20 protein-coding genes are annotated in these 20,114 nt (G+C 60.8%); 10 read left to right on the plus strand and 10 right to left on the minus strand.

Features of this window, described 5'->3' with window-relative positions; genetic code table 11:
* Positions 1 to 89: 89 nt before the first annotated feature.
* The 3 genes from RS9916_RS05040 to RS9916_RS05050 are packed head-to-tail and all read left to right on the plus strand — an operon-like array spanning position 90 to position 3,934.
* Positions 90 to 1,022, plus strand: a complete 933-nt coding sequence (locus RS9916_RS05040; protein WP_232199528.1) for an aromatic acid exporter family protein — start codon at positions 90 to 92, stop codon at positions 1,020 to 1,022.
* Positions 1,019 to 2,164: an FUSC family protein gene (locus tag RS9916_RS05045; RefSeq protein WP_007098192.1), complete on the plus strand. Its 1,146-nt coding sequence runs from the start codon at positions 1,019 to 1,021 to the stop codon at positions 2,162 to 2,164. Before RS9916_RS05040 ends, RS9916_RS05045 begins: the two co-directional genes overlap by 4 nt.
* A gap of 18 nt (positions 2,165 to 2,182) precedes the next feature.
* On the plus strand, positions 2,183 to 3,934 hold the full coding sequence (locus tag RS9916_RS05050; protein WP_007098193.1) for a TolC family protein: 1,752 nt from the start codon (positions 2,183 to 2,185) through the stop codon (positions 3,932 to 3,934).
* 6 nt (positions 3,935 to 3,940) lie between these two features.
* Here RS9916_RS05050 and RS9916_RS14810 read toward each other — a convergent pair whose 3' ends face one another.
* From RS9916_RS14810 to psbP, 3 genes are read right to left on the minus strand one after another with little or no spacing between them, the layout of a single operon-like run.
* Positions 3,941 to 4,108 carry a hypothetical protein gene (locus RS9916_RS14810; RefSeq protein WP_007098194.1) on the minus strand — a complete coding sequence of 56 codons (168 nt, stop codon included), beginning with the start codon at positions 4,106 to 4,108 and terminating at the stop codon, positions 3,941 to 3,943.
* Positions 4,108 to 5,445 (minus strand): NHLP bacteriocin system secretion protein, encoded by a 1,338-nt coding sequence (locus RS9916_RS05055; protein WP_007098195.1) that lies wholly within the window; start codon positions 5,443 to 5,445, stop codon positions 4,108 to 4,110. The genes RS9916_RS14810 and RS9916_RS05055 overlap by 1 nt, the downstream gene beginning before the upstream one ends.
* A gap of 46 nt (positions 5,446 to 5,491) precedes the next feature.
* Entirely contained in the window at positions 5,492 to 6,046 is a 555-nt protein-coding gene (psbP, locus tag RS9916_RS05060) for a photosystem II reaction center PsbP (protein ID WP_007098196.1), read from the minus strand.
* 94 nt (positions 6,047 to 6,140) lie between these two features.
* On the opposite strand from psbP, the gene recR reads away from it, so the two are divergent.
* Both recR and lipA read left to right on the plus strand, forming a co-directional pair.
* The gene (gene recR / locus RS9916_RS05065) at positions 6,141 to 6,719 is read left to right on the plus strand and encodes a recombination mediator RecR (protein WP_038023308.1); all 579 of its coding nucleotides are present in this window, start codon (positions 6,141 to 6,143) and stop codon (positions 6,717 to 6,719) included.
* A 19-nt stretch (positions 6,720 to 6,738) separates the two neighbouring features.
* A complete protein-coding gene (gene lipA / locus RS9916_RS05070; protein ID WP_007098199.1) occupies positions 6,739 to 7,650 on the plus strand; it encodes a lipoyl synthase in 912 nt (303 codons plus the stop codon).
* Here the strand turns inward: lipA and RS9916_RS05075 are convergent.
* From RS9916_RS05075 to lysA, 7 genes are read right to left on the minus strand one after another with little or no spacing between them, the layout of a single operon-like run.
* Positions 7,632 to 8,165 carry a hypothetical protein gene (locus RS9916_RS05075; RefSeq protein ID WP_007098200.1) on the minus strand — a complete coding sequence of 178 codons (534 nt, stop codon included), beginning with the start codon at positions 8,163 to 8,165 and terminating at the stop codon, positions 7,632 to 7,634. The two genes, lipA and RS9916_RS05075, sit on opposite strands and share 19 nt — an antisense overlap.
* Positions 8,165 to 9,163: a DUF952 domain-containing protein gene (locus tag RS9916_RS05080; protein ID WP_038023312.1), complete on the minus strand. Its 999-nt coding sequence runs from the start codon at positions 9,161 to 9,163 to the stop codon at positions 8,165 to 8,167. The genes RS9916_RS05075 and RS9916_RS05080 overlap by 1 nt, the downstream gene beginning before the upstream one ends.
* Complete coding sequence (locus RS9916_RS05085; protein WP_007098202.1) at positions 9,160 to 10,107, minus strand: rhodanese-related sulfurtransferase; 948 nt, start codon at positions 10,105 to 10,107, stop codon at positions 9,160 to 9,162. The genes RS9916_RS05080 and RS9916_RS05085 overlap by 4 nt, the downstream gene beginning before the upstream one ends.
* Positions 10,104 to 11,081 carry a biotin synthase BioB gene (gene bioB, locus RS9916_RS05090; RefSeq protein WP_007098203.1) on the minus strand — a complete coding sequence of 326 codons (978 nt, stop codon included), beginning with the start codon at positions 11,079 to 11,081 and terminating at the stop codon, positions 10,104 to 10,106. The genes RS9916_RS05085 and bioB overlap by 4 nt, the downstream gene beginning before the upstream one ends.
* Before the next feature lie 20 nt (positions 11,082 to 11,101).
* Positions 11,102 to 11,899: an isoprenyl transferase gene (locus RS9916_RS05095; RefSeq protein ID WP_007098204.1), complete on the minus strand. Its 798-nt coding sequence runs from the start codon at positions 11,897 to 11,899 to the stop codon at positions 11,102 to 11,104.
* The gene (gene cdaA, locus RS9916_RS05100; RefSeq protein WP_007098205.1) at positions 11,896 to 12,747 is read right to left on the minus strand and encodes a diadenylate cyclase CdaA; all 852 of its coding nucleotides are present in this window, start codon (positions 12,745 to 12,747) and stop codon (positions 11,896 to 11,898) included. Before cdaA ends, RS9916_RS05095 begins: the two co-directional genes overlap by 4 nt.
* A gap of 21 nt (positions 12,748 to 12,768) precedes the next feature.
* Positions 12,769 to 14,139 (minus strand): diaminopimelate decarboxylase, encoded by a 1,371-nt coding sequence (lysA, locus tag RS9916_RS05105; RefSeq protein WP_007098206.1) that lies wholly within the window; start codon positions 14,137 to 14,139, stop codon positions 12,769 to 12,771.
* A gap of 20 nt (positions 14,140 to 14,159) precedes the next feature.
* On the opposite strand from lysA, the gene RS9916_RS05110 reads away from it, so the two are divergent.
* The 5 genes from RS9916_RS05110 (at position 14,160) to RS9916_RS05130 (ending at position 20,100) form a co-directional block, all read left to right on the plus strand.
* Positions 14,160 to 14,672, plus strand: coding sequence for a GNAT family N-acetyltransferase (locus RS9916_RS05110; protein ID WP_007098207.1), 513 nt, complete (start codon positions 14,160 to 14,162; stop codon positions 14,670 to 14,672).
* A 202-nt stretch (positions 14,673 to 14,874) separates the two neighbouring features.
* Positions 14,875 to 17,454 carry an ATP-dependent Clp protease ATP-binding subunit gene (locus RS9916_RS05115; RefSeq protein WP_007098208.1) on the plus strand — a complete coding sequence of 860 codons (2,580 nt, stop codon included), beginning with the start codon at positions 14,875 to 14,877 and terminating at the stop codon, positions 17,452 to 17,454.
* An 8-nt stretch (positions 17,455 to 17,462) separates the two neighbouring features.
* Entirely contained in the window at positions 17,463 to 18,602 is a 1,140-nt protein-coding gene (locus RS9916_RS05120; RefSeq protein ID WP_038023315.1) for an iron-containing alcohol dehydrogenase family protein, read from the plus strand.
* A complete protein-coding gene (locus RS9916_RS05125) occupies positions 18,599 to 19,465 on the plus strand; it encodes an alpha/beta fold hydrolase (RefSeq protein WP_007098210.1) in 867 nt (288 codons plus the stop codon). The genes RS9916_RS05120 and RS9916_RS05125 overlap by 4 nt, the downstream gene beginning before the upstream one ends.
* Positions 19,459 to 20,100 (plus strand): DUF2993 domain-containing protein, encoded by a 642-nt coding sequence (locus RS9916_RS05130; RefSeq protein ID WP_007098211.1) that lies wholly within the window; start codon positions 19,459 to 19,461, stop codon positions 20,098 to 20,100. Before RS9916_RS05125 ends, RS9916_RS05130 begins: the two co-directional genes overlap by 7 nt.
* The last annotated feature ends 14 nt before the right edge of the window (positions 20,101 to 20,114 follow it).

Below are 20,114 nucleotides of genomic sequence, written 5' to 3' on the forward strand. Positions count from 1 at the left end.
CAGGCTGCCTGTCCTCAGAAAGGACAACTTGGGAAGCCCTGCCAAGGCGAGACGTTACCCGCACAATGGCAACGGCAGCGACGACGTGGGTGGACAGCAACCTGGTGCGACAGAGCCTGAAGCTGGGCCTGAGCGTTCTGATCACCTGCGCCATGGCCCATCACTTCCAGCGAGTCATTTTTCTCTGGTATCCGCTGCTCGCAGTGATCTTTGTAGTCGACGAAGAAGACGAAAACACTCTCCAAGCGGCACGAGGACGAATCCTGGGCACCGTGGCTGGTGGACTGGTCGCCTTCATCGTGCACACAATCCTGACCGGTTGGATGGGAATCCTGGTGAGCTTGCTGATCAGCATTCCCCTGCTCCGCCGTCTGGGCTGGACCAGTGGTCTGTCGACCGCTGCCGTGATCACGATTCTGTTTCTGGGCATCCCCGACTACGCCAGGCTCAACTGGGATTACGTGTTCAACCGCAGCGTCGACACTGTGATCGGCATTGTCGTGGCCCTGGTGATGAGCCGCTTGCTGTGGCCGAAAAACCGCTTAGCCCGTCTCACCGAACTGGATGCTCTACAAAAAAAACTCCTCCAACAACGTCTCAACGTTCATCAACAAGCCCTCAAACAGGGTGAACCAGCTGAACGGGTAAATGCCGGGCCCCTGACCCACACCCTGCTGGAAATGGAACGGCTGGTGTCAACCAGCAGCAACCTGCCGAGCAGCACCCAGCGGGCCATGACCCAACAACGCTGGCGTCAACGCATGCTGCTCTGGCACGCGCTCCACACCCGCCTGTTTCTGATGGAACGGCTAATGGAACGCTATTACCGCCAGCACGACCAACCCAGCCCCCAGCTCAGTCGCCAGTTTGATCGCACCCCACCCCTGCACTGGGAGCGACTGCAACTGACAGAACTCAACGATCACCTGCCGGCACTGCGCATCGCCCTGGAAGGACAAATCACTGAGTTGCGCTGGTTGATGCGCAGCCAGGCACGACTCGAACAGGCGATCACGCCATGACCAGGCCAAAAGCTCCCTTGTTCATGCGTCAGGACCTGCGTCTGGCCATCGTCACAGGTCTTTCTGCCGGACTTGGTCTGCTGAGTCCGATCCCCTACGGCTACTACTTGCCGTTGACGACAGCAGCGGTGTTGACGAGCAGTTACGGCTCGTCAATCCGTCTGGGGGGTCAACGCCTGCTTGGTTCAGTGATGGGCGTGCTGGTGCTGTTCCTGTTTTCCAAGGGCCTGACCTTGCCTCTTCCCATCGCCATCGGTCTTGCACTCGGGTTCACCCGACTGTTGGGCGGACTACTGGGCCTGAAGGTGGGGTACAAGGTGGCAGGCAACATCATCGTGATGGGGTGGATTGTCCACGGCGACAGCGAGACGAGCTGGGGCACCTTGCGGTTGATGTGGACCGCCTTGGGAATCGTGATTTCGCTGTGGGCCAGCCGCTGGATCTGGCCTAGCCCCACCATCGCCAATCTCCATCAACTCCAAGCCGGTCTCCTCAAGGCCATTGCCGACGGTCTGAAGCAAGAGGCTTGGATGCTCACCGCAGCTTCAAACGATCCAGCTCACGTCCGAACAACCGGCAACCACCATCGGACACGGCTCCAGCAGCTGACTGTGATCCGTCAGAAACGCCAAGAAGCTCAGATGGAACTGGGTCTGAATCCTGAACGCCACCCCTTAGGGCAACTCTGGAGTCAGCTGGATTGGTTGTGTTCTCAAGGGGTCACGGTGTCCATTGGCCTGGCCAACCTGCCGATGGTGAAGGCGACCCATGAACCGATCAAGCGGCTGTATCAACAACAAGCCCATGTGATCCAAAGCATGGTGGAGCTTCTGGACAAGCTCGAGCAGGAATTGGCAAACCTTGGCAGCGGAAATCACCACGATTTCCGAGCCGATGGACTTCGTCCCGCGATCCAAAACCTGCAAAGGGAAGGGACGCGGTTGGATCCGTTGTTGACCGGTCTCTCCACACCATCAGGACAGGATCTGGCCCCCAGTGCCTTGCGCCAGGTGATTCTTCGCAATGCCCTGATCGAGCAACTGATCGTCATCGGGGATGGATTGGCCACCCTGACCAGCTCCTCGCCTGGCACAGAACGCACCCGAGGTCTGGCATCACGGGCAAAGTCAGGACCTAGATAACAACAGGACGACTGAACTGTGAGAGGGCCTTGGCGACTGGCGCTGATCACCGCGGCAACGCTTGCAGGGTCAGCTAGCCATGGCCAGCCCATCCCACAACCACAGCCTCTCATTGCCCCCCTCAACGAAGGCGGCACGCCTAAACAGCTGGAACGCAGCTGGCAACGGCTGAACGGCCAGATGGATGCGTTGGACCAGATGCTGGGACCTGCTCCAGCTCTCGACTTCACTGATGACCTGCGCAGCGAACCTCTACCCGAGGCATTGCTCAAGGCCAACTCGCAGGACAACACCCAAGCCATGGGACTCAATGAGGCCCTCACCCTGGCCTTCCGCAACAATCCAAACCTCGCAATGCAGCGGTTGGCCATTGCCGCACAGGGAGCGCGGGTTGCCTCTGCTTCAGGGCTTTACTGGCCAACGCTCAGGGTCGTCGCTGCAGGGGAGGGATTCCAGAGCAATGCCACCATGCGCTCGCCTTACGCCAATGACGGCTATGGCTTAGGGCCCGCCTTCAACCCAGGCGGCGACGACAACACCTTCCTGATCACCACCAACGGCAGCACAAAGCCAAAGGACTTTCAAAGCAACAGCGGCCCCTTCTACATACCAGCTGGTGGTGCCTTCTCTTCAGTGAGCAATGGATTGGTCGGCGACATCAGCCTGCGCATCGATTACGACCTGCTGGACTTCGGACGCACACCGACGGTTCGAGCCGCCCGGGCTCATCTGGATCAATTGGAAAACAGCTACGCCAACGCCCTTCGCGTGCTCCAGCTCGACGTCAGTGAGGCCTATTTCCGACTGCAGCGAGATGAGCAATTGGCGCGGATCTACGACGCGATGGTGCGCACTGACCTGGTGGTCCTGGATGACACCCTTGGGCTGAAGCAGGCGGGAATCGTGCCTCGCGTCGACCTGCTGCGCCGCAGTGCCATGCTCGCGCGCAATCAGGAGAAATTGATCCAGACCCTGGCGGATCGTGCCGTGGCTCGGCGTCGCCTATGGATGCTGCTCAACCTTCCAGCAACCGTCACCCCCAGCGCATCCGACCCGATCAACCTCAGTCCCCGTTGGCCCCTGACTCTGGAAGACAGCCTGCTGGCGGCCTATCGCGACAACCCCGAATTGGAAGCCATTACCGCCACCCGAAGAGCCCTTGCCTTGCAAAAGGATGCGACCGCCGCTGCTCTGCTGCCGCGACTCCGCCTTTTCGCAGCAGCAGGGGCAGCCGCCTCCGTGGAACGCACCTTCAATTTGGCCCTCAGTGGAGGCGGTTGTTGCGGCAGCACGGTGGTCCCCCTCGCCCAGAGCACCAGTAACGACTGGTCCCTGGGCCTGAGTTTGGATTGGCTGGTGTTCGATGCCGGCACCACCAGCAATGCCGTGGAAGCGCTGAAACAAGACGACGATGCCGCTGCCCAGCACTACATCAACCAACGCAACGGCATCCGTTTACGCCTGGAACAGGCCTTTTTCAACCATGAAGCAAGTCTTGCCAAGCTGCTATCAGCCCGGCGAGCCCTCGGCGCCAGCAAAGAGGCCTTCCGCGATGCCTCACTCCGCTACCAGACAGGTCTCACCAATGAAGTGGAGCTATCGATCACCCAGGAACAACTGGTTGATGCCTTGGTGCGACGTCTGATCGCCAACATCGACGTGAACATCACCTACGCCCAACTGTTGCGGGAACTGCTGCCCATGCCGCGGGATCCATCCAAGCCTGTTCCTACCCGCCTAACGTTGCCGACAGAACCTCAAAAGCCCTGATCAGGCTCAAGACCGCGACGCCCACCAGCGCTCGATCCGGTACAAGAAAATCATCAGGAACACGACGAGCCAGAACCACAGCTCAGGCGGATTGGCGTTCATCAGCACCACCAGCAGCACCACTTCTGACAGGAGCCAAGGCAGCTCTTGACGCAGCAACGAACGACGGGCCATCAGGGAGGAGTACCGGGCTGACGCAGGAAGGGCAAATCCCAGAGACGATCCATGCGAATGGATCGATAACCACCGGTCAGCGAACGCAATCCAGGAATGATGTAAGTGATTGGCGAACGCCATTCGACATAGGCGAAGGTGTCGACAGTGAGCCCATCACGAATCGGGAAGACCCCACTGCCCTGGGAAAGGGTCCAGCGATAGCCATCCTCCGATCGTGAATCACGATCCAGAGCGATCTCAGCGCGCATCACAGGACCATCTTTGAGCAAGTCTTGCGCCAGCTGCGGGTTCCCGATCGTGGTGGCGATGTCGTCCTGCGTCGCCGGCAGGCTAAGCACACTGCGGATCGTTCCCTCAATACCACCGAACCGGCCCCTCTGGCGCCAGAGGGGCACGACCTCGACAGGCAATCCCAACGGCAAGCGACGCGCGTCTTCAGGAGCGAAGTAAGCCACGGCCATCAGATCATCAACCGGTTGCTGACGGTTTTTGGAATGAAGCGCGGCTCGACCAATCGTGCCGAGGCGATCACCAATTTTGATGGTCTGGCCAGCGATCACCTGCAGATCGAGCACATCACCATCTCGCCCTGCACTGACATCACCGTCGTAGGCGATCCGGGCTTCCGTCACTGCGATTTCTCGGTTCAGATCGTCAATGGCGAATTGACGGTCCAACTGTTCAGTTTCGATCGCGAGTTCGATCTGTTGAAAGGCGGTGATTGCCTGCTTGCGCTGGATCTTGATGTCGTCCAGCTGCACGCTGGTGCCGGTCAGACCCTCCTCAGCAGAGACCACCGCCGAGGAAAGCGGCGCTACCACCGCCCGCCGCGACAACCAGTTGAGATTACTGACCTTGGCGGAGTAGGTCGCTTGCAGCTGCGCAAGACGCTGTTCGTCATCGCCGAGCTTGGCCAGGGTGGTGTCGAGGGCAGCCTGAGCCGTCGACAAGCGGCGAACATCCCTGGCATTGAGCTCTTCGTTCTGCCGACGGAGCTGAGCCAGGTTGCCGCGTTGCTGCTCAAGCTGACGTTCCAGCACAGGGAGATACAGGCGCATCAACACCTGACCCTTCCGGACCCGGTCCCCCACCTTCACTGCCACGTCAACCACTTGACCACCCGCCCGGGCATTGAGGATCCCAGCGTTGTTGGGGTAGATCAGGATGCCCTTCCCTTTGACTTGGGTGGGAACAGGCCAAAACAAAAGCCAGACACCAAACAACCCGCCCACACCACAGAGGGCAACCCCCACCTGCTGATGATCACTGAGACCATGCCAGCGATCACGCAGATTGGTCAGCCAGGGTTGGAGGGAACGGGGGGCCAGCCTCATGCATGCAAGCTTGGCGGGTTTACGACGAGCTGTCTTCCCCGAGGGTTCAAATCAGCAGAGTGAACGACTCCACCACCTCTTTGAACAGCCCCTTGACCTTGGGCCAGCGGCTCTCATTGGTGCTGGTGGCCAGGGTGTAGAGACGGCCGCGATCCACCACCACGGTTGCCAGTTCGTGGCGATCACGATCCTGCAGATGAACGGCGAACTCGAGGTCGTAGAAGGTGTGGCCCGACACCTCACGTTCGTTGGCCTCCACCAGTTCGGCATCCCGGCCGCTGCCAGATGGCGCAATCACATCACGGCGAAGTCGCTCACCGACTGCGACGGCACTGCCCAGCTGCTGAAGCTCATCGTCGGTATCTACATCCGACACCACCAGGCTGACGGTTTCATCGCTGTTGATCAGGTCGTGAAACACAACCTGGGGACCACCGCTGACGGCGACACGGCTCCAGCCCGTGGGGTACAAGAAGGCATAACGCCCGTCAGGGCTCTGGAACGAGTTCAGACCAGCTCCGGCGCCACTGCAAGCCGTGAGCATCACAACGCAGAGCAACGTCATCAACAGACGCAGCGGAGATTGCAACAACGAACGCATCAACCCGAAACCTGACCTGGCGCCATTCTGCCCTGGACAGCGTGCCTAGATTTCCGGCACTTGCGGTAGACCCCTGAGCGGCTTCACACGACCGCTGGCCCGGTTAATCGATCAATTCGAGCGCCTGCCGGGCATTGGTCCCCGCACCGCCCAACGGCTGGCCCTGCACTTGTTACGGCAGCCAGAAGAGCAAATCCAAAGCTTTGCGGAGGCCCTGCTGGCCGCCCGCAGCCAAGTGGGCCAGTGCCAGACCTGCTTCCACCTCAGCGCTGAACCCACCTGTGAGATCTGCCGCAACCCGGAGCGCAGCACCGGCATGATTTGTGTGGTGGCCGACTCCCGCGACCTGCTGGCCCTGGAGCGCACCCGTGAATACAGCGGTCGCTATCACGTGCTTGGCGGCTTGATCTCACCGATGGATGGCATCGGCCCGGACATGTTGCAGATCACCAGCCTCGTCAGACGGGTGGAACAAGAAGGCGTGCAAGAGGTGATTCTGGCCCTCACCCCCAGCGTGGAAGGCGACACCACCAGCCTGTATCTGGCCCGATTGCTCAAACCCTTCACGGTTGTCAGTCGCATCGCCTACGGCTTGCCGGTGGGCAGCGAATTGGAATACGCCGACGATGTCACCCTTACCCGCGCCCTCGAAGGGCGGCGGGCCGTTGAATGACCCAAGGATCAGGTCTCTGATGAGCAAGCCCACCCGCTACAGCCAGATCCGCCCCCAAGAACGCCTGCCGGAGTGGTTGAGGAGACCTGTGGGCACGGTCTCCCAACTGGAGACCGTTCAGGGGTTGGTGAAAGACCGCGGACTGCACACCATCTGCGAGGAGGGGCGCTGCCCGAACCGCGCTGAGTGCTATGCCGCAGGCACCGCCACCTTCCTCCTTGGAGGATCGATCTGCACCCGCAGCTGCGCCTTCTGCCAAGTGGAGAAAGGCAAAGCACCGATGACTGTCGACCCTGCCGAAGCGGAGCGCGTGGCTGATGCAGTAGCGCAGATGGGCCTGCGCTACGTGGTGCTGACCGCCGTAGCCCGCGATGATCTGGCCGACCACGGCGCCGGACTGTTCACGGCTGCGATGGCCGCAATCCGGGCCCGCAATCCGCTGGTGGCAATCGAGGTGCTCACGCCCGATTTCTGGGGCGGTCATGCCGACCTCAACACGGGTCTCGAGGCGCAGCGCTCACGCCTGAAAACGGTGCTCGATGCACAGCCAGTGTGCTTCAACCACAACCTGGAAACCGTCCAACGCCTCCAGGGAGAGGTGCGTCGCGGCGCCACCTATGAACGGTCTCTTGGTCTGCTCGCAGCGGCCCGCGAGCTTGCGCCGATGATTCCCACCAAGAGTGGTTTGATGCTGGGCTTAGGCGAAACCGCAGACGAAGTGGTGGAGGCCATGCATGATCTGCGCGCCGCGGGTTGTGAACGGCTCACGCTTGGCCAATACCTCCGTCCGTCGCTCGCCCATCTGCCCGTGCAGCGCTACTGGCATCCCGATGAATTCGACCGCTTGGGGCAGACCGCTACGCAGTTGGGGTTCAGCCACGTGCGCAGCGGCCCCCTGGTACGCAGCAGCTATCACGCCGAAGTGCCCTGAGGCGATGAAGCGCAAGAGCGCTGCCAACGCTGCACAACCCGGTCAAGCAAAGGCTCGCACTCACCCACCATCAGCTGCCCTGCTCCGCCCCAGATCAGACGCAAAGGCAGATCGGCTGGGGCACCCCCTAAGGCCCGGGTGGAACGGAATCCCAATCCCTTGAAATAACGCACCAGACGGCGATGCTGCTGAGGGTCATCGTCAATGGCCAGCAAGCGGGCCTGACGGCAGGGTGTTTCCTCCAGAGCCCAGGCCAGGGTTGCCGCCCACACGAGAGCGCCCACGCCCGCCGGTGCGTTGGGCTGCACCCGCATCGTGTCGAGTTGCAAGCCTTTTGCTCCGCCGTAGGCCCAACCCTTCATCTCCCCCAGCAACTGGGCCCGTCCTTCACCTGCGGGTTGCGCCACCACCAAACGCAACGTCCACAACCCCAGCGGGCGGCTCACCTGCAAGCGCAGCACCAATCCCCGCTGCCGCGCCTGTTGCTCCAACTGCGCAAGCGTGGTTTGTGCCATCACGTCTTAATCGGGGGATAGGAGCCAACATCGGTGACGGCGTGCACCGGCAAGGGGCCGTAGAGATGGGGGAAGGTCTCCCCGTTGGGAACGGGATCAGCCCGCAACGGCACGGCGATCTGACTTGGATCGATCGTGAGCTGAAGCACGTCTGCGACATCGCTGTAGAAGCGGGCATAGGTGGCCGCCAATTGCTCCGCACGGGAGGCGTGAATGAAACCCACCTGCGCCAGCGATAACCCACGGGTCGAGACTTCATAGCTCCCCGACTTCAAGGCCTGCTGCCAATCCGCAGCAAGAGCCAGATGAAACAACGGTGCCTCGAGCGGCACAGGGCGCGCATCCGCGGGGAAAAACACCGGTTCATCCTCCTGCTGCCAAGGATCACGACGCACCATGAGGCGTTCGAAGTCCGGGCTGCTTAGAAAGCGCTCCAACCAGGCAGCCAGCGGCACCAGATCGGAGCAGTGGTCCACCACGTTCGGGTCAGCAATCCACCACTGGCGGACAAACGGCCAAAGGGCAACGTCCGCAAGGGTGCAGCGATCGCCAACCAACCACTCACTGGCGTCAAGCCGCTGCGACCAACCCCGCAAAATGGCAAGACCCTCCTGCTGATGCACATCCCGAACGGCACCGGGATAGCGGTCGGTGTATTTGAACCGGTCGAGATGGTGCTTGAACGGCCCATCGTTCTGCGCGATCAACGCCTGGATCGTCTCGCGCTCCTGAGCCGTCAACAACAAACCACGCCAGTCGCAAGGATCAGCCTGATCCAGTGCCCAGCCCATCACAGCAAGGCTCTCATCAATCACCTGTCCCTCAGAGGTGATCAGGACTGGAACGGTGCCTTTCGGGGAGCGCTCCAATAGCGCGGCAGGTTTACTGCGCAAGGCGACTTCCCGCCATTCGACAAGCAGGCCGCTATGCAACAAAACCCAGCGCGCTCGCATCGCATAGGGACAACGACGGAAGCTGTATAGAACAGGCCGTGTCATGGACTCTCCACAGAGGCTTTGGCCTGATCCAGCTGACGCTGACGCTCTGCGAACCGCTGCCGATCGGCATCCGTAAACCGGTCGATGCAATGGAGACACTGCACACCACGGATGTAACTCTCCAATGCACGCTGCTCAGGGGTCAGCGGCAGTCCGCAGGCATGACACAAACGATGCACGCCCTGCTCAAGGCGGTGGTTGAGAGCCACCCGCTGATCGAAGACGAAGCACTCTCCCGACCAACGGCTATCGGCTTCAGGCACCTCCTCCAGATATTTGAGAATGCCGCCCCTGAGGTGATGCACCTCGCCAAACCCCTGCTGCTGCAGATAACTGGTCGCCTTCTCGCAACGAATTCCACCCGTGCAAAACATGGCAATGCGCTTTGGGGCATCACGCTCCACGCGCGGACGCAATGTGCGTTCTGCCCAGGCGGGGAATTCCCGAAAACTCTCGGTGCCGGGATCAAGCGCTCCTTCAAAACTGCCAATCGCCACCTCGTAGCTGTTACGCGTGTCGATCACCAGCGTGTCGGGATCATCGATCAGTGCATTCCACTGCTCCGGTTCCACGTAGGTGCCAACCGTGCGGATCGGACTGACGTCCGGACATCCCATGGTGACGATCTCTTTTTTGCGACGCGCTTTGAAACGACGGAAGGCCTGCCGCTCGCACCAACTGCGCTTGACCTCGAGCCGAGCAAAGTGCTCATCACCCAGGGTGAGCTGCTGCCGCAACAGGTCGAGCACTGCCTCAACAGCTGGAGCAGGCCCGCTGATCGTGCCATTCACCCCTTCAAGGGCCACCAGCACCGACCCGCGCACATCACCGGTCTCAGCGAGTCCCGGGAGAACCTCAAGCAAGTCGGCCCTGGTGTCCTCCGTGAGCGGAGTAAAGGCGTAAAACGCCGCCACCAACAGGGGGTTGGGCGCTGCGGTGCTCATGCCGCTGGGCAGTCTTGCCAGCTGGCCTGCACACCAGCAGCAGCCAAGAGGGCACGATCGGCTTCCACTTCAGGATTTCCCGTGGTGAGCAGGGTCTCGCCATAGAAGATCGAATCTGCACCAGCCTGAAGACACAGGATCTGCGCCTCCTGGCTCAACGTCTCGCGGCCCGCGCTGAGGCGCACCCGGCTGTGGGGCATCAGGATCCGCGCCGTTGCCACCATGCGCACCAACTCCAAAGGGTCGACCGGTGTTTGCTCTTCGAGGGGCGTGCCTTCCACGGCCACGAGGGCATTGATGGGGACACTTTCCGGGTGGGGTTGCATCGTGGCCAGCACCTGGAGCATCGATGCCCGATCACGGTGGGTTTCCCCCATCCCGATAATCCCGCCACAGCAGAGGGTGACCCCTGCATTACGCACCCGCTGCAGCGTCTCCAGACGCTCCTGGTACGAGCGGGTGGTAATGATCCGGTCGTAGTGCTCGGGGCTGGTGTCGAGGTTGTGGTTGTAAGCCGTCAGGCCTGCATCCGCCAGGCGCGTGGCCTGATCATCGGTGAGCATGCCAGCGGTCACGCAGGCTTCAAGCCCCAGCTCCCGGACACCACGCACCATCGAAAGCATCGCTTCAAACGGGGCGCCATCACGGATTTCCCGCCAGGCCCAGCCCATGCAGAAGCGATCAGCACCGGCGTCCTTGGCTGCACGAGCACGAGCCAACACAGGCTCCACATCCAACTCGGGCTGGCCGGTGACATCACTGCTGTGATGCATCGACTGGGGGCAATAAGCACAGTCTTCCTCACAGCCTCCGGTTTTAACGCTCAGCAACGAGGCCAACTGCACGCGATAACCCGGATTCGCCGCCCGGTGCACTGCCTGGGCACGCCAAAGCAGCTCCATCAGCGGGGCATCAAGGATCTCCTGGATCTCCTCCACGCTCCAGTCGTGGCGCAAGGCAACCGAGTCCGTCATCAAGGCCGTACCGCTGTTGTTCAGGATCCCAGAGCGCCGGCCCTCAGGTCATCCAGACCACCAAAACGGCGGCGGCGGCCCTGGTAATCAAGCAGCGCTTCCAGAAGGGCCTCCCGATTGAAATCGGGCCAGAACACGTCTGTGACATGAATCTCGGCGTAGGCGAGTTGCCAGAGGAGGAAATTGCTGATGCGCCGTTCGCCGCTGGTGCGAATCAGCAGATCTGGATCCTGTTCGCCGGCAGTGAACAACTCAGCAGCCAGGGTGTTCTCGTCGATGCTGGAGGGCTCCAGCTCACCCCGCGCAGCTCGCGTCGCCAGGGCCTGGGCCGCCAGCACCAGTTCCCGACGTCCTCCGTAATTGGTGCAAACGTTGAAATGAATCCCGGTGTTGTTCGCAGTCCGCGCAGTGGCATCTGCAATCAGTGCCTGCAGTTTCTCCGGGAGAGCATCGAGATCACCTAGAAAACGAATGCGCACCTGTTCGGCTTCCAAGGCCTGCAGCTCGCGCTGCAACACCCTTTCAAACAGGGTCATCAGAAAATTGACCTCATCTCCCGGACGAGACCAGTTCTCCGTCGAGAAGGCGTAGGCCGTCAGCGCTTTGACTCCCCAATCGCTGCAGAGCCGCAGGGTGGCCTTCAGAGCTTCCACGCCAGCGCGATGCCCCATCACCCTGGGAAGGCCACGGGCCTGAGCCCAGCGGCCATTGCCATCCATGATCACGGCGACGTGTGCGGGCACACGGACGGGATCAAGTTCTGCTGGGCAGAGCTTGGCTCGGGCATCGTTGGAGGTGGCAGCCAAACGATGGCTCACGAAACGGTGTCCTGATTGGCAACGGCCACGCTACGTCCAGAGCTGACAGGAGCTGAAGCAGATGAAACGGAAGCCGCAGGTGTGACGCCCATCAGTTCGGTGAGCAGGTCCTGAAGACGACTGCTGGTGATCGGTCGTTCAAGGCGACCGTGATTGGCCAAGGACAGGGTTCCGGTTTCTTCAGACACCACAACGCAGATGCAGCGATCAAAACGCTCAGTGATTCCTAAGGCAGCCAGGTGACGGGTTCCGTAGCGACTGTGGCCCTGGCGCGAGAGGGGAAGAATCACACCAGCGGCCACGATGCGATTGCCCTTCACTACCACCGCACCATCGTGGAGAGGGGTGTCGGAAGCAAACAGGTTGAGGATCAACTCACTGCTGAGTTGGGCATCAATCGTGATGCCGGAATTGAGAAAATCTTCCGGACGAAGATCGCTTCCGAGATCCACAACGATCAGAGCGCCACGTCGACTCTGTGACAAACGCCCGGCAGCATCGGTGAGCTGAGCAACAGTGCCGGCTTTGACACGAAGTTTGCTGGCCGGATTCGCCAGCAGAACGTCAAGCCTCCAGGTGCCCAGCAGTTCCATCAAACGCCGCAGCTCTCCCTGCCAGAGGATGGCCAAGGACAAGGAACACGCCAGCACCAGGGCTTCAATAAGTGCCGCTGTGAGCGGCAGCAACTTGATGCGGTTGAACAGCCAAGCAAGGGCCACCAACAACAGGTAACCCCGCAACAACCACAGCGAGCGTTGCTCGCTAATGCGCGAGAAGAGAAGAAAGCCGAGGGCAGAGGCAAGAAGGACGTCAAGCAGGCGCGCGTCAAACCACCCCGGCCAGCTCACTCCTTAACCCCAAAGTTGTCCTCAGCCTACCGGCACTCCTGGAGCCAGGCGAGTGGGCAGGGTGTCGTAGCGAAGCAGATCTTCAGATGATTCACGGCGTTGAATCACCTCGGCCATGCCGTCGTGCACGAGCACCGCAGCGGGACGAGGGATGCGGTTGTAATTGGAACTCATCGATGCGTTGTAGGCACCGGTCGCCAGCACCACCAACACATCACCGCTGACGCTGGGCGGCAGAGCCAAATCATTGAGCAACACATCACCTGATTCGCAGTGCTTGCCCGCAAGCGTGATGGACTCGGTCGCTTCGGCTTGGGGGCGATCGGCCAGCAAGGCTGTGTAGAGCGATTGGTACGTGATCGGCCGGGGGTTGTCACTCATCCCGCCATCCACAGACAGATAGGTGCGAACACCCGGAACCTCCTTGCGGGAGCCAATCGAGTAGAGGGTCACCCCCGAGCTGGCGACCAGAGAGCGACCGGGCTCGCAGAGGAGTCGAGGCAAGTCAAGGCTGCGCTCGCGACAAGCCGCTACCACCGCTTCGGCCACAACTTGAACCCAGGCATCGATCGACGGCGGATCATCCGACTCCACGTAGCGAATCCCAAGACCACCACCCACATTGAGATCAGTGACTGGATGACCGAGACCACGCGCCAGCTTCAGTGCATCAGCCATCACAGCCGCGAGATCGCGGTGGGGATTGAGCTCAAAGATCTGAGAACCGATGTGGGCGTGGAGACCCGTCACCTTGGCCCACCCGCAAGTGGCGAGATGGCGGAGCACAGGCTCGAGCTGATCAGGGTCAAAACCGAACTTGCTGTCGAGGTGACCGGTGCGGATGTACTCGTGGGTGTGACATTCAATCCCCGGGGTGAAGCGGAGCATCAAACGGGCGGGACGCTCGCCCGCAGGAACCAACACCGCCAGGCGGTCGAGGTCGTGCTGGTTATCAGCAACGATCATCACGTCGTTGCGATAAGCAAGCAGGAGCTCTTCATCGGATTTGTTGTTGCCGTGAAGCACGATCCGCTCCGCGGGCATTCCCCCTTTCAAAGCGGTGAGCAGCTCACCTGCCGACACCGCATCCAGCCCCAAACCCTCGGATGCCGCAATCGCCGATAGCGCCAACGAGCTGTTGGCCTTCGAGGCATACACCGCGAGTGATGGGCCGGGATAGTGACACTCGAGGGCAGTGCGGTAAGCCCGGCAAGCAGCTCGAATGCCGGCTTCATCCAGAACATATAAAGGTGTGCCGTAACGCTCGGCCAGATCGCTCAGGCGACAATCACCGACGGTCATGCGTCCCTGGTCATCCAACCCAGCCGTGACCGGAGCCAGATTGCGATTCGGACTGAGCGGATCACAGCCGGTCTCGAAAGCTTGGGGCATGGAGATGATGCAGGGGCGCCGTGGAGGCCAATGTAGGAAGCGATGTGTTCTGGCCCAACCGATCCATGCCTGAAGGCCAGAACGGTGCCCTCTCCTGCAGACCCCCTGTTGCGCTGAACGGCAGTGACCTCAAGGCCTGCCTTCTGCTGGACCAAAAGGCCCTGAACGGACTCTGGAGCCCTGAGCAGTGGCGCAGCGAACTCCGTGACAGCGCGCGGTTGTGCCGAGGGCTGAAGGCAGGAGGTGAGCTGGTGGCCATGGCCAGCGGCTGGCTGGTGGTGGATGAGCTGCAGATCACGGTGGTGGCGGTGGATCCCATCCATCGCCAACAGGGTCTTGGGGTGGCCGTGCTGAAGGCACTACTGCGCGATGCCCGCCAAGCAGGGGCCCAACGGGCAACCCTTGAAGTGGCGAGCTGCAACCAAGCCGCCCTCTCTCTCTACCGACGCTGTGGCTTCATCACCCAAGGAATGCGTCGCGGCTACTACAGCGACGGACGGGATGCACTGATTCAGTGGGTGGAATTGAACTAGAGCGCCCGAATCAAGAGCGACTTGATTTTCGGTGCGGATAACCGTCATAAACGACACAAATACTCTTCAATTTGCGCTGCCTGATTAACACTTTTCCAGCGAGCAAGCCCCCTGCTGGTCAGGGATGTGGACAACCGAACAGAGTTGCCACATTTCGGCTACGCCCCTGATAAGTTGGTTCTATCTGCATCCGGCCTAGACGATGTTCGAGCGGTTTACCGAGAAGGCCATCAAGGTGATCATGCTGGCCCAGGAAGAGGCTCGACGCCTGGGGCACAACTTTGTGGGCACCGAGCAGATCCTCTTGGGTCTGATCGGCGAAGGGACTGGCGTTGCCGCCAAGGTCCTCAAATCAATGGGCGTCAATCTCAAGGATGCTCGCGTTGAGGTCGAAAAGATCATCGGCCGCGGATCAGGTTTTGTGGCCGTGGAGATTCCCTTCACGCCGCGGGCCAAACGTGTCCTTGAGCTCTCTCTCGAAGAGGCTCGACAACTCGGTCATAACTACATCGGTACAGAGCACCTCCTCCTCGGCTTAATTCGCGAAGGCGAGGGCGTCGCTGCACGCGTTTTGGAAAATCTCGGCGTCGACCTTGCCAAGGTCCGCACCCAAGTGATCCGCATGCTCGGCGAAACCGCCGAGGTGGGTGCCGGCAGCAGTGGTGGTGGCGCCAAAGGATCGACCAAGACCCCAACGCTGGATGAATTCGGCAGCAACCTCACGCAGCTCGCCGGTGAGGGCAAGCTCGACCCGGTGGTAGGACGCCAGCACGAAATCGACCGTGTCATCCAAATCCTTGGCCGACGCACCAAGAACAATCCAGTTCTGATTGGCGAACCTGGCGTCGGCAAAACTGCCATTGCCGAAGGCTTGGCCCAGCGCATTCAGACCGGTGATATCCCCGACATCCTCGAGGACAAACGCGTGCTGACCCTCGACATCGGTCTTTTGGTGGCAGGCACCAAATACCGGGGCGAGTTCGAGGAACGCCTGAAGAAGATCATGGAGGAGATCAAGGCGGCAGGCAATGTGATCCTCGTCATCGACGAGGTGCACACCCTGATCGGCGCTGGTGCTGCGGAAGGCGCAATTGATGCAGCCAACATCCTCAAGCCAGCGCTGGCTCGGGGAGAACTGCAGTGCATCGGCGCCACCACCCTGGACGAGTACCGCAAACACATTGAGCGGGATGCGGCGCTAGAGCGTCGTTTCCAGCCCGTGAATGTGGGCGAGCCTTCCATCCCCGACACCATTGAAATCTTGCGTGGCTTGCGTGAGCGCTATGAACAGCACCACCGCCTGAAGATCACCGACGAGGCCCTCGAAGCCGCTGCAACCCTCGGGGACCGCTACATCTCCGATCGCTTCCTTCCTGATAAGGCCATCGATTTGATCGATGAAGCTGGCAGCCGCGTGCGCCTGCTCAACTCCAAGCTTCCCCCTGCTGCCAAGGAGGTGGACAAAGAACTGCGCAGTGTGCAGAAAGAGAAGGAAGAAGCCGTTCGCGAGCAGGACTTCACCAAGGCCGGTGAATTACGCGATAAGGAAGTGGAGCTGCGTGAACAGATCCGCAGCTTGCTTCAGAACAGCCGCGATGGATTGGAAGCCCCAGCCGCTGACGCTGATTCAGCCCCAGCGGGCGAATCAACCGTCACTTCTGTCAGCGCCGACGCCCCATCCGGCGAGTCCGCCACGCTCACCACTCCTGTAGTGGACGAAGAAGACATCGCCCAGATCGTGGCCTCCTGGACGGGTGTGCCCGTCCAGAAGCTCACCGAAAGCGAGTCGGTGAAGCTGCTGAATATGGAGGAGACCCTCCACAAACGCTTGATCGGCCAGGATGAAGCTGTGAAGGCCGTGTCCAAAGCCATCCGTCGTGCACGTGTTGGACTCAAGAACCCCAACCGTCCGATCGCCAGCTTCATCTTCTCCGGCCCCACCGGTGTGGGTAAGACAGAGCTCACCAAGGCACTGGCCACCTACTTCTTCGGCAGCGAAGAAGCCATGATCCGCCTCGACATGTCGGAATTCATGGAGCGCCACACGGTCAGCAAGCTGATCGGCTCCCCTCCGGGCTACGTGGGCTTCAACGAAGGTGGTCAGCTCACCGAAGCCGTGCGTCGTCGGCCCTACACCGTGGTGCTGTTCGATGAGATCGAGAAGGCCCACCCCGATGTCTTCAACCTGCTCCTTCAGCTCCTGGAAGATGGTCGGCTGACCGATTCCAAGGGTCGCACCGTCGACTTCAAGAACACCCTTGTGATCATGACGTCGAACATCGGTTCGAAGGTGATTGAGAAAGGCGGTGGCGGCCTGGGCTTTGAATTCTCTGGCGAAAACGCCGAAGAGAACCAGTACAACCGCATCCGTTCGTTGGTGAATGAGGAGCTGAAGCAATACTTCCGCCCAGAATTTCTCAACCGACTCGACGAAATCATCGTCTTCCGTCAGCTCAATCGCGACGAGGTCAAACAGATCGCAGACATCATGCTGCGGGAAGTATTCTCTCGTATTGGGGAGAAGGGGATCACGCTCACCGTTTCGGAAGCCTTCAAGGAACGGCTTGTGGAGGAAGGGTTTAACCCCGCCTATGGCGCTCGCCCACTGCGTCGTGCCGTGATGCGTCTTCTCGAAGACAGCCTCGCTGAAGAGGTCCTCTCCGGACGCATCAAAGATGGCGACAGCGTTGTCGTGGATGTGGATGCCGACAAGAAGGTGGTGGTGCGTCATGGCAACACCGCTGTACCGGCCACGCCTGAGCTCGCCAGCGCTGGTCTCTGACGGCAGCCATGCAGTCGTCGTCCTCAAGCTGCGCCACCCACGCCATCGCTCCCTCCCGGGTCGTCCGGGGGGAGAGGGCCTGGAGAGAAAGCTTGAAACTGATCCCTGCACTGACCCGCAGGCCTGCCCTTCTGGGACGCAGTCAGGCAACAGCAGATCTTCGGGACCAGCTGGAATCTGACTTGCACACCGTCGGAGTGGATTCAGTTCAGGTCGAGCTCGAATACGACTGTTGCGAGCACGATCTCCAGCGACTGCAGGACACGTTGAACAGCCATGGCTGTGACGGGGTGATTGCTGCCGGCGGTGGCAAGGTGCTGGATGCGGGCAAGCTGCTAGCCGATCGTCTCCAGCTCAATTGCATCACCGTGCCTCTCAGCGCAGCCACCTGCGCGGGCTGGACAGCCTTGTCGAACATCTATTCAACCGATGGAGCCTTCGAAGGAGACGTCGCGCTCCAACGGTGCCCAGATCTGCTGATCTTTGATCATTCCTTTGCTCGCCTGGCGCCCGCAAGAACATTGGCCAGCGGCATCGCCGATGCCCTCGCCAAGTGGTACGAAGCCTCCGTCAGCAGCGGAGCCAGCAACGACGGGATCATTCAGCAGGCCGTGCAGATGGCACGCGTGCTTCGCGACCAATTGCTGCTGGATGCCAAGGAGGCCCTGGAGAATCCCAAAAGTGAAGCCTGGGTTCGCGTGGCTGAAGCCTGCGGACTCACCGCTGGTGTGATCGGCGGATTGGGGGGAGCGCAGTGCCGCACGGTGGCTGCCCATGCCGTTCACAACGGGCTCACCCAGCTACCGGCCTGCCATCAGGTTTTGCATGGTGAAAAAGTCGGCTTCGGAATCCTGGTGCAACTTCGCCTTGAAGAACGTCTGGGTGGAAGCCAGCTTGCAGCGCAAGCACGCCGCCAGCTCTTCCCTCTCCTTCACGACATGGGTGTACCCGTGACCCTGGAGGACCTCGGTCTCGGTCAGGCGGGCTTGCATGAACTCCGGCAAGCGTGTCAATTCGCCTGTCGAGCTGGATCAGACCTTCATCACCTTCCCTTCCCTGTGAGTGAAACGGAGCTCCTTGAAGCGCTCGTCAGCACCCAGAGTGGAGTGGCAGCACCAACACGGCAGGCCAACAGGAGCGGCAGTTGAGCAATCGGCAGCAGCTTGAGCACGCGGCCTCCACACTGATCGATCCTCAGGCCCGTGAGCTCGCAGCCCATGTGTGCTGGGAACGCCTCGACGTTCCCGTGGCTGACGATTATCCCGTCGTGCGGAAGGGGACTGGCCCCCTCGTGTTGATGCTCCATGGCTTTGACAGCTGCCATCTGGAGTTCCGCCGCCTTGCACCCCTTCTGATCGCCGACCACAGCCTGGTGATTCCGGATCTCTATGGGTTTGGATTCAGTCCTCGCCATCCAGGAGCAAACGAAGGACCCGAGGCAGTGATGATCCATCTGGCCGCACTGTTGGCCAACCTGCCGCAAGACCAACCGATTGGTGTGATCGGAGCATCCATGGGGGGTGCGGTGGCCATGGAGTTGGCCCGGCGCCACCCCACCCGCATCGACCGATTGCTGTTGCTCTCACCGGCAGGGCTGGATGGAAAACCGATGCCTGTGCCTCCCTTACTGGATCAATTGGGTGTGTGGTTTCTCGGTCGACCCGGGGTGCGTCGTGGTTTATGCCGTCAAGCCTTCGCAGATCCTGATACCAGTGTCGGTCCGGCAGAACTGGAGATTGCATCCCTTCCACTTCAGGTGCCGGGGTGGGGGCCGTCCTTGGCGGCCTTTGCCCGCAGCGGGGGATTTGCCGCATGTGGAGCACCGCTGCCCAGCCAAACCCTGCAGGTGCTTTGGGGCAATCAAGACCGAATTCTGCGGGCTCCCCAGAAGCGCGCAGCCCAGGAACTGCTCGGTTCCCGCCTGAAATTCGTTGATCAATGTGGACATCTGCCCCATCTCGATCAAGCTGAGCTGGTGGCCCAACGCTGGAGGGCCTTGGAGGCATGCTGATGAGCGAACCCATCACCAGTTCAGGGCCGATCCTGCAGCTGTTGGCCAACGGCCTCAATCTCTGGATCCGCCGCCAATGCGACGAGGTCGACGATCTCAATCTGGTGCTCAACGGCTCAGCACTGCAATTGCTGCGTGGCCATCTCAAGGGAGTGCAACTGGAAGGGCGGCTGGTCACCTTTCAAGGCCTTCCCATTCACCGCGCCTCGTTGCAAAGCGGTGCCCTGCACCTCAATCTCAAACCCAGCCAACCGGGGCAGATCCTGCAACTGCAGGAGCCCTTCCAACTGAATGGTTCCGTGACGATGCGCGGCAACGATCTGAACCGTGCCTTGCTGACCGAGCGCTGGCGCTGGCTGGGAGACTGGCTAGCCGAGCAACTGATGGGGTTGACCACTCTGGGCAACCTCGCCATCGACAACGACAGCCTTGTATTGACGGCTCCGGTGATCAATGAGGCTGAGGTGGTGAGCAAGCGGTTCAAGCTTGATGCGGCAGGAGGCACCGTGCGAATCCTGAGGATGGAAGGCGACGGTGAAGTTCGCTTACCCATGGACCCGAACATCAAGATCGAAGAAGCCCATCTCAAGGCTGGCCATCTGCATCTCAAGGGCCAAGCGGCCGTGACGCCCTGATCAACGCTGTCGCG

Source organism: Synechococcus sp. RS9916, assembly GCF_000153825.1.
Taxonomy (GTDB): domain Bacteria; phylum Cyanobacteriota; class Cyanobacteriia; order PCC-6307; family Cyanobiaceae; genus Synechococcus_C.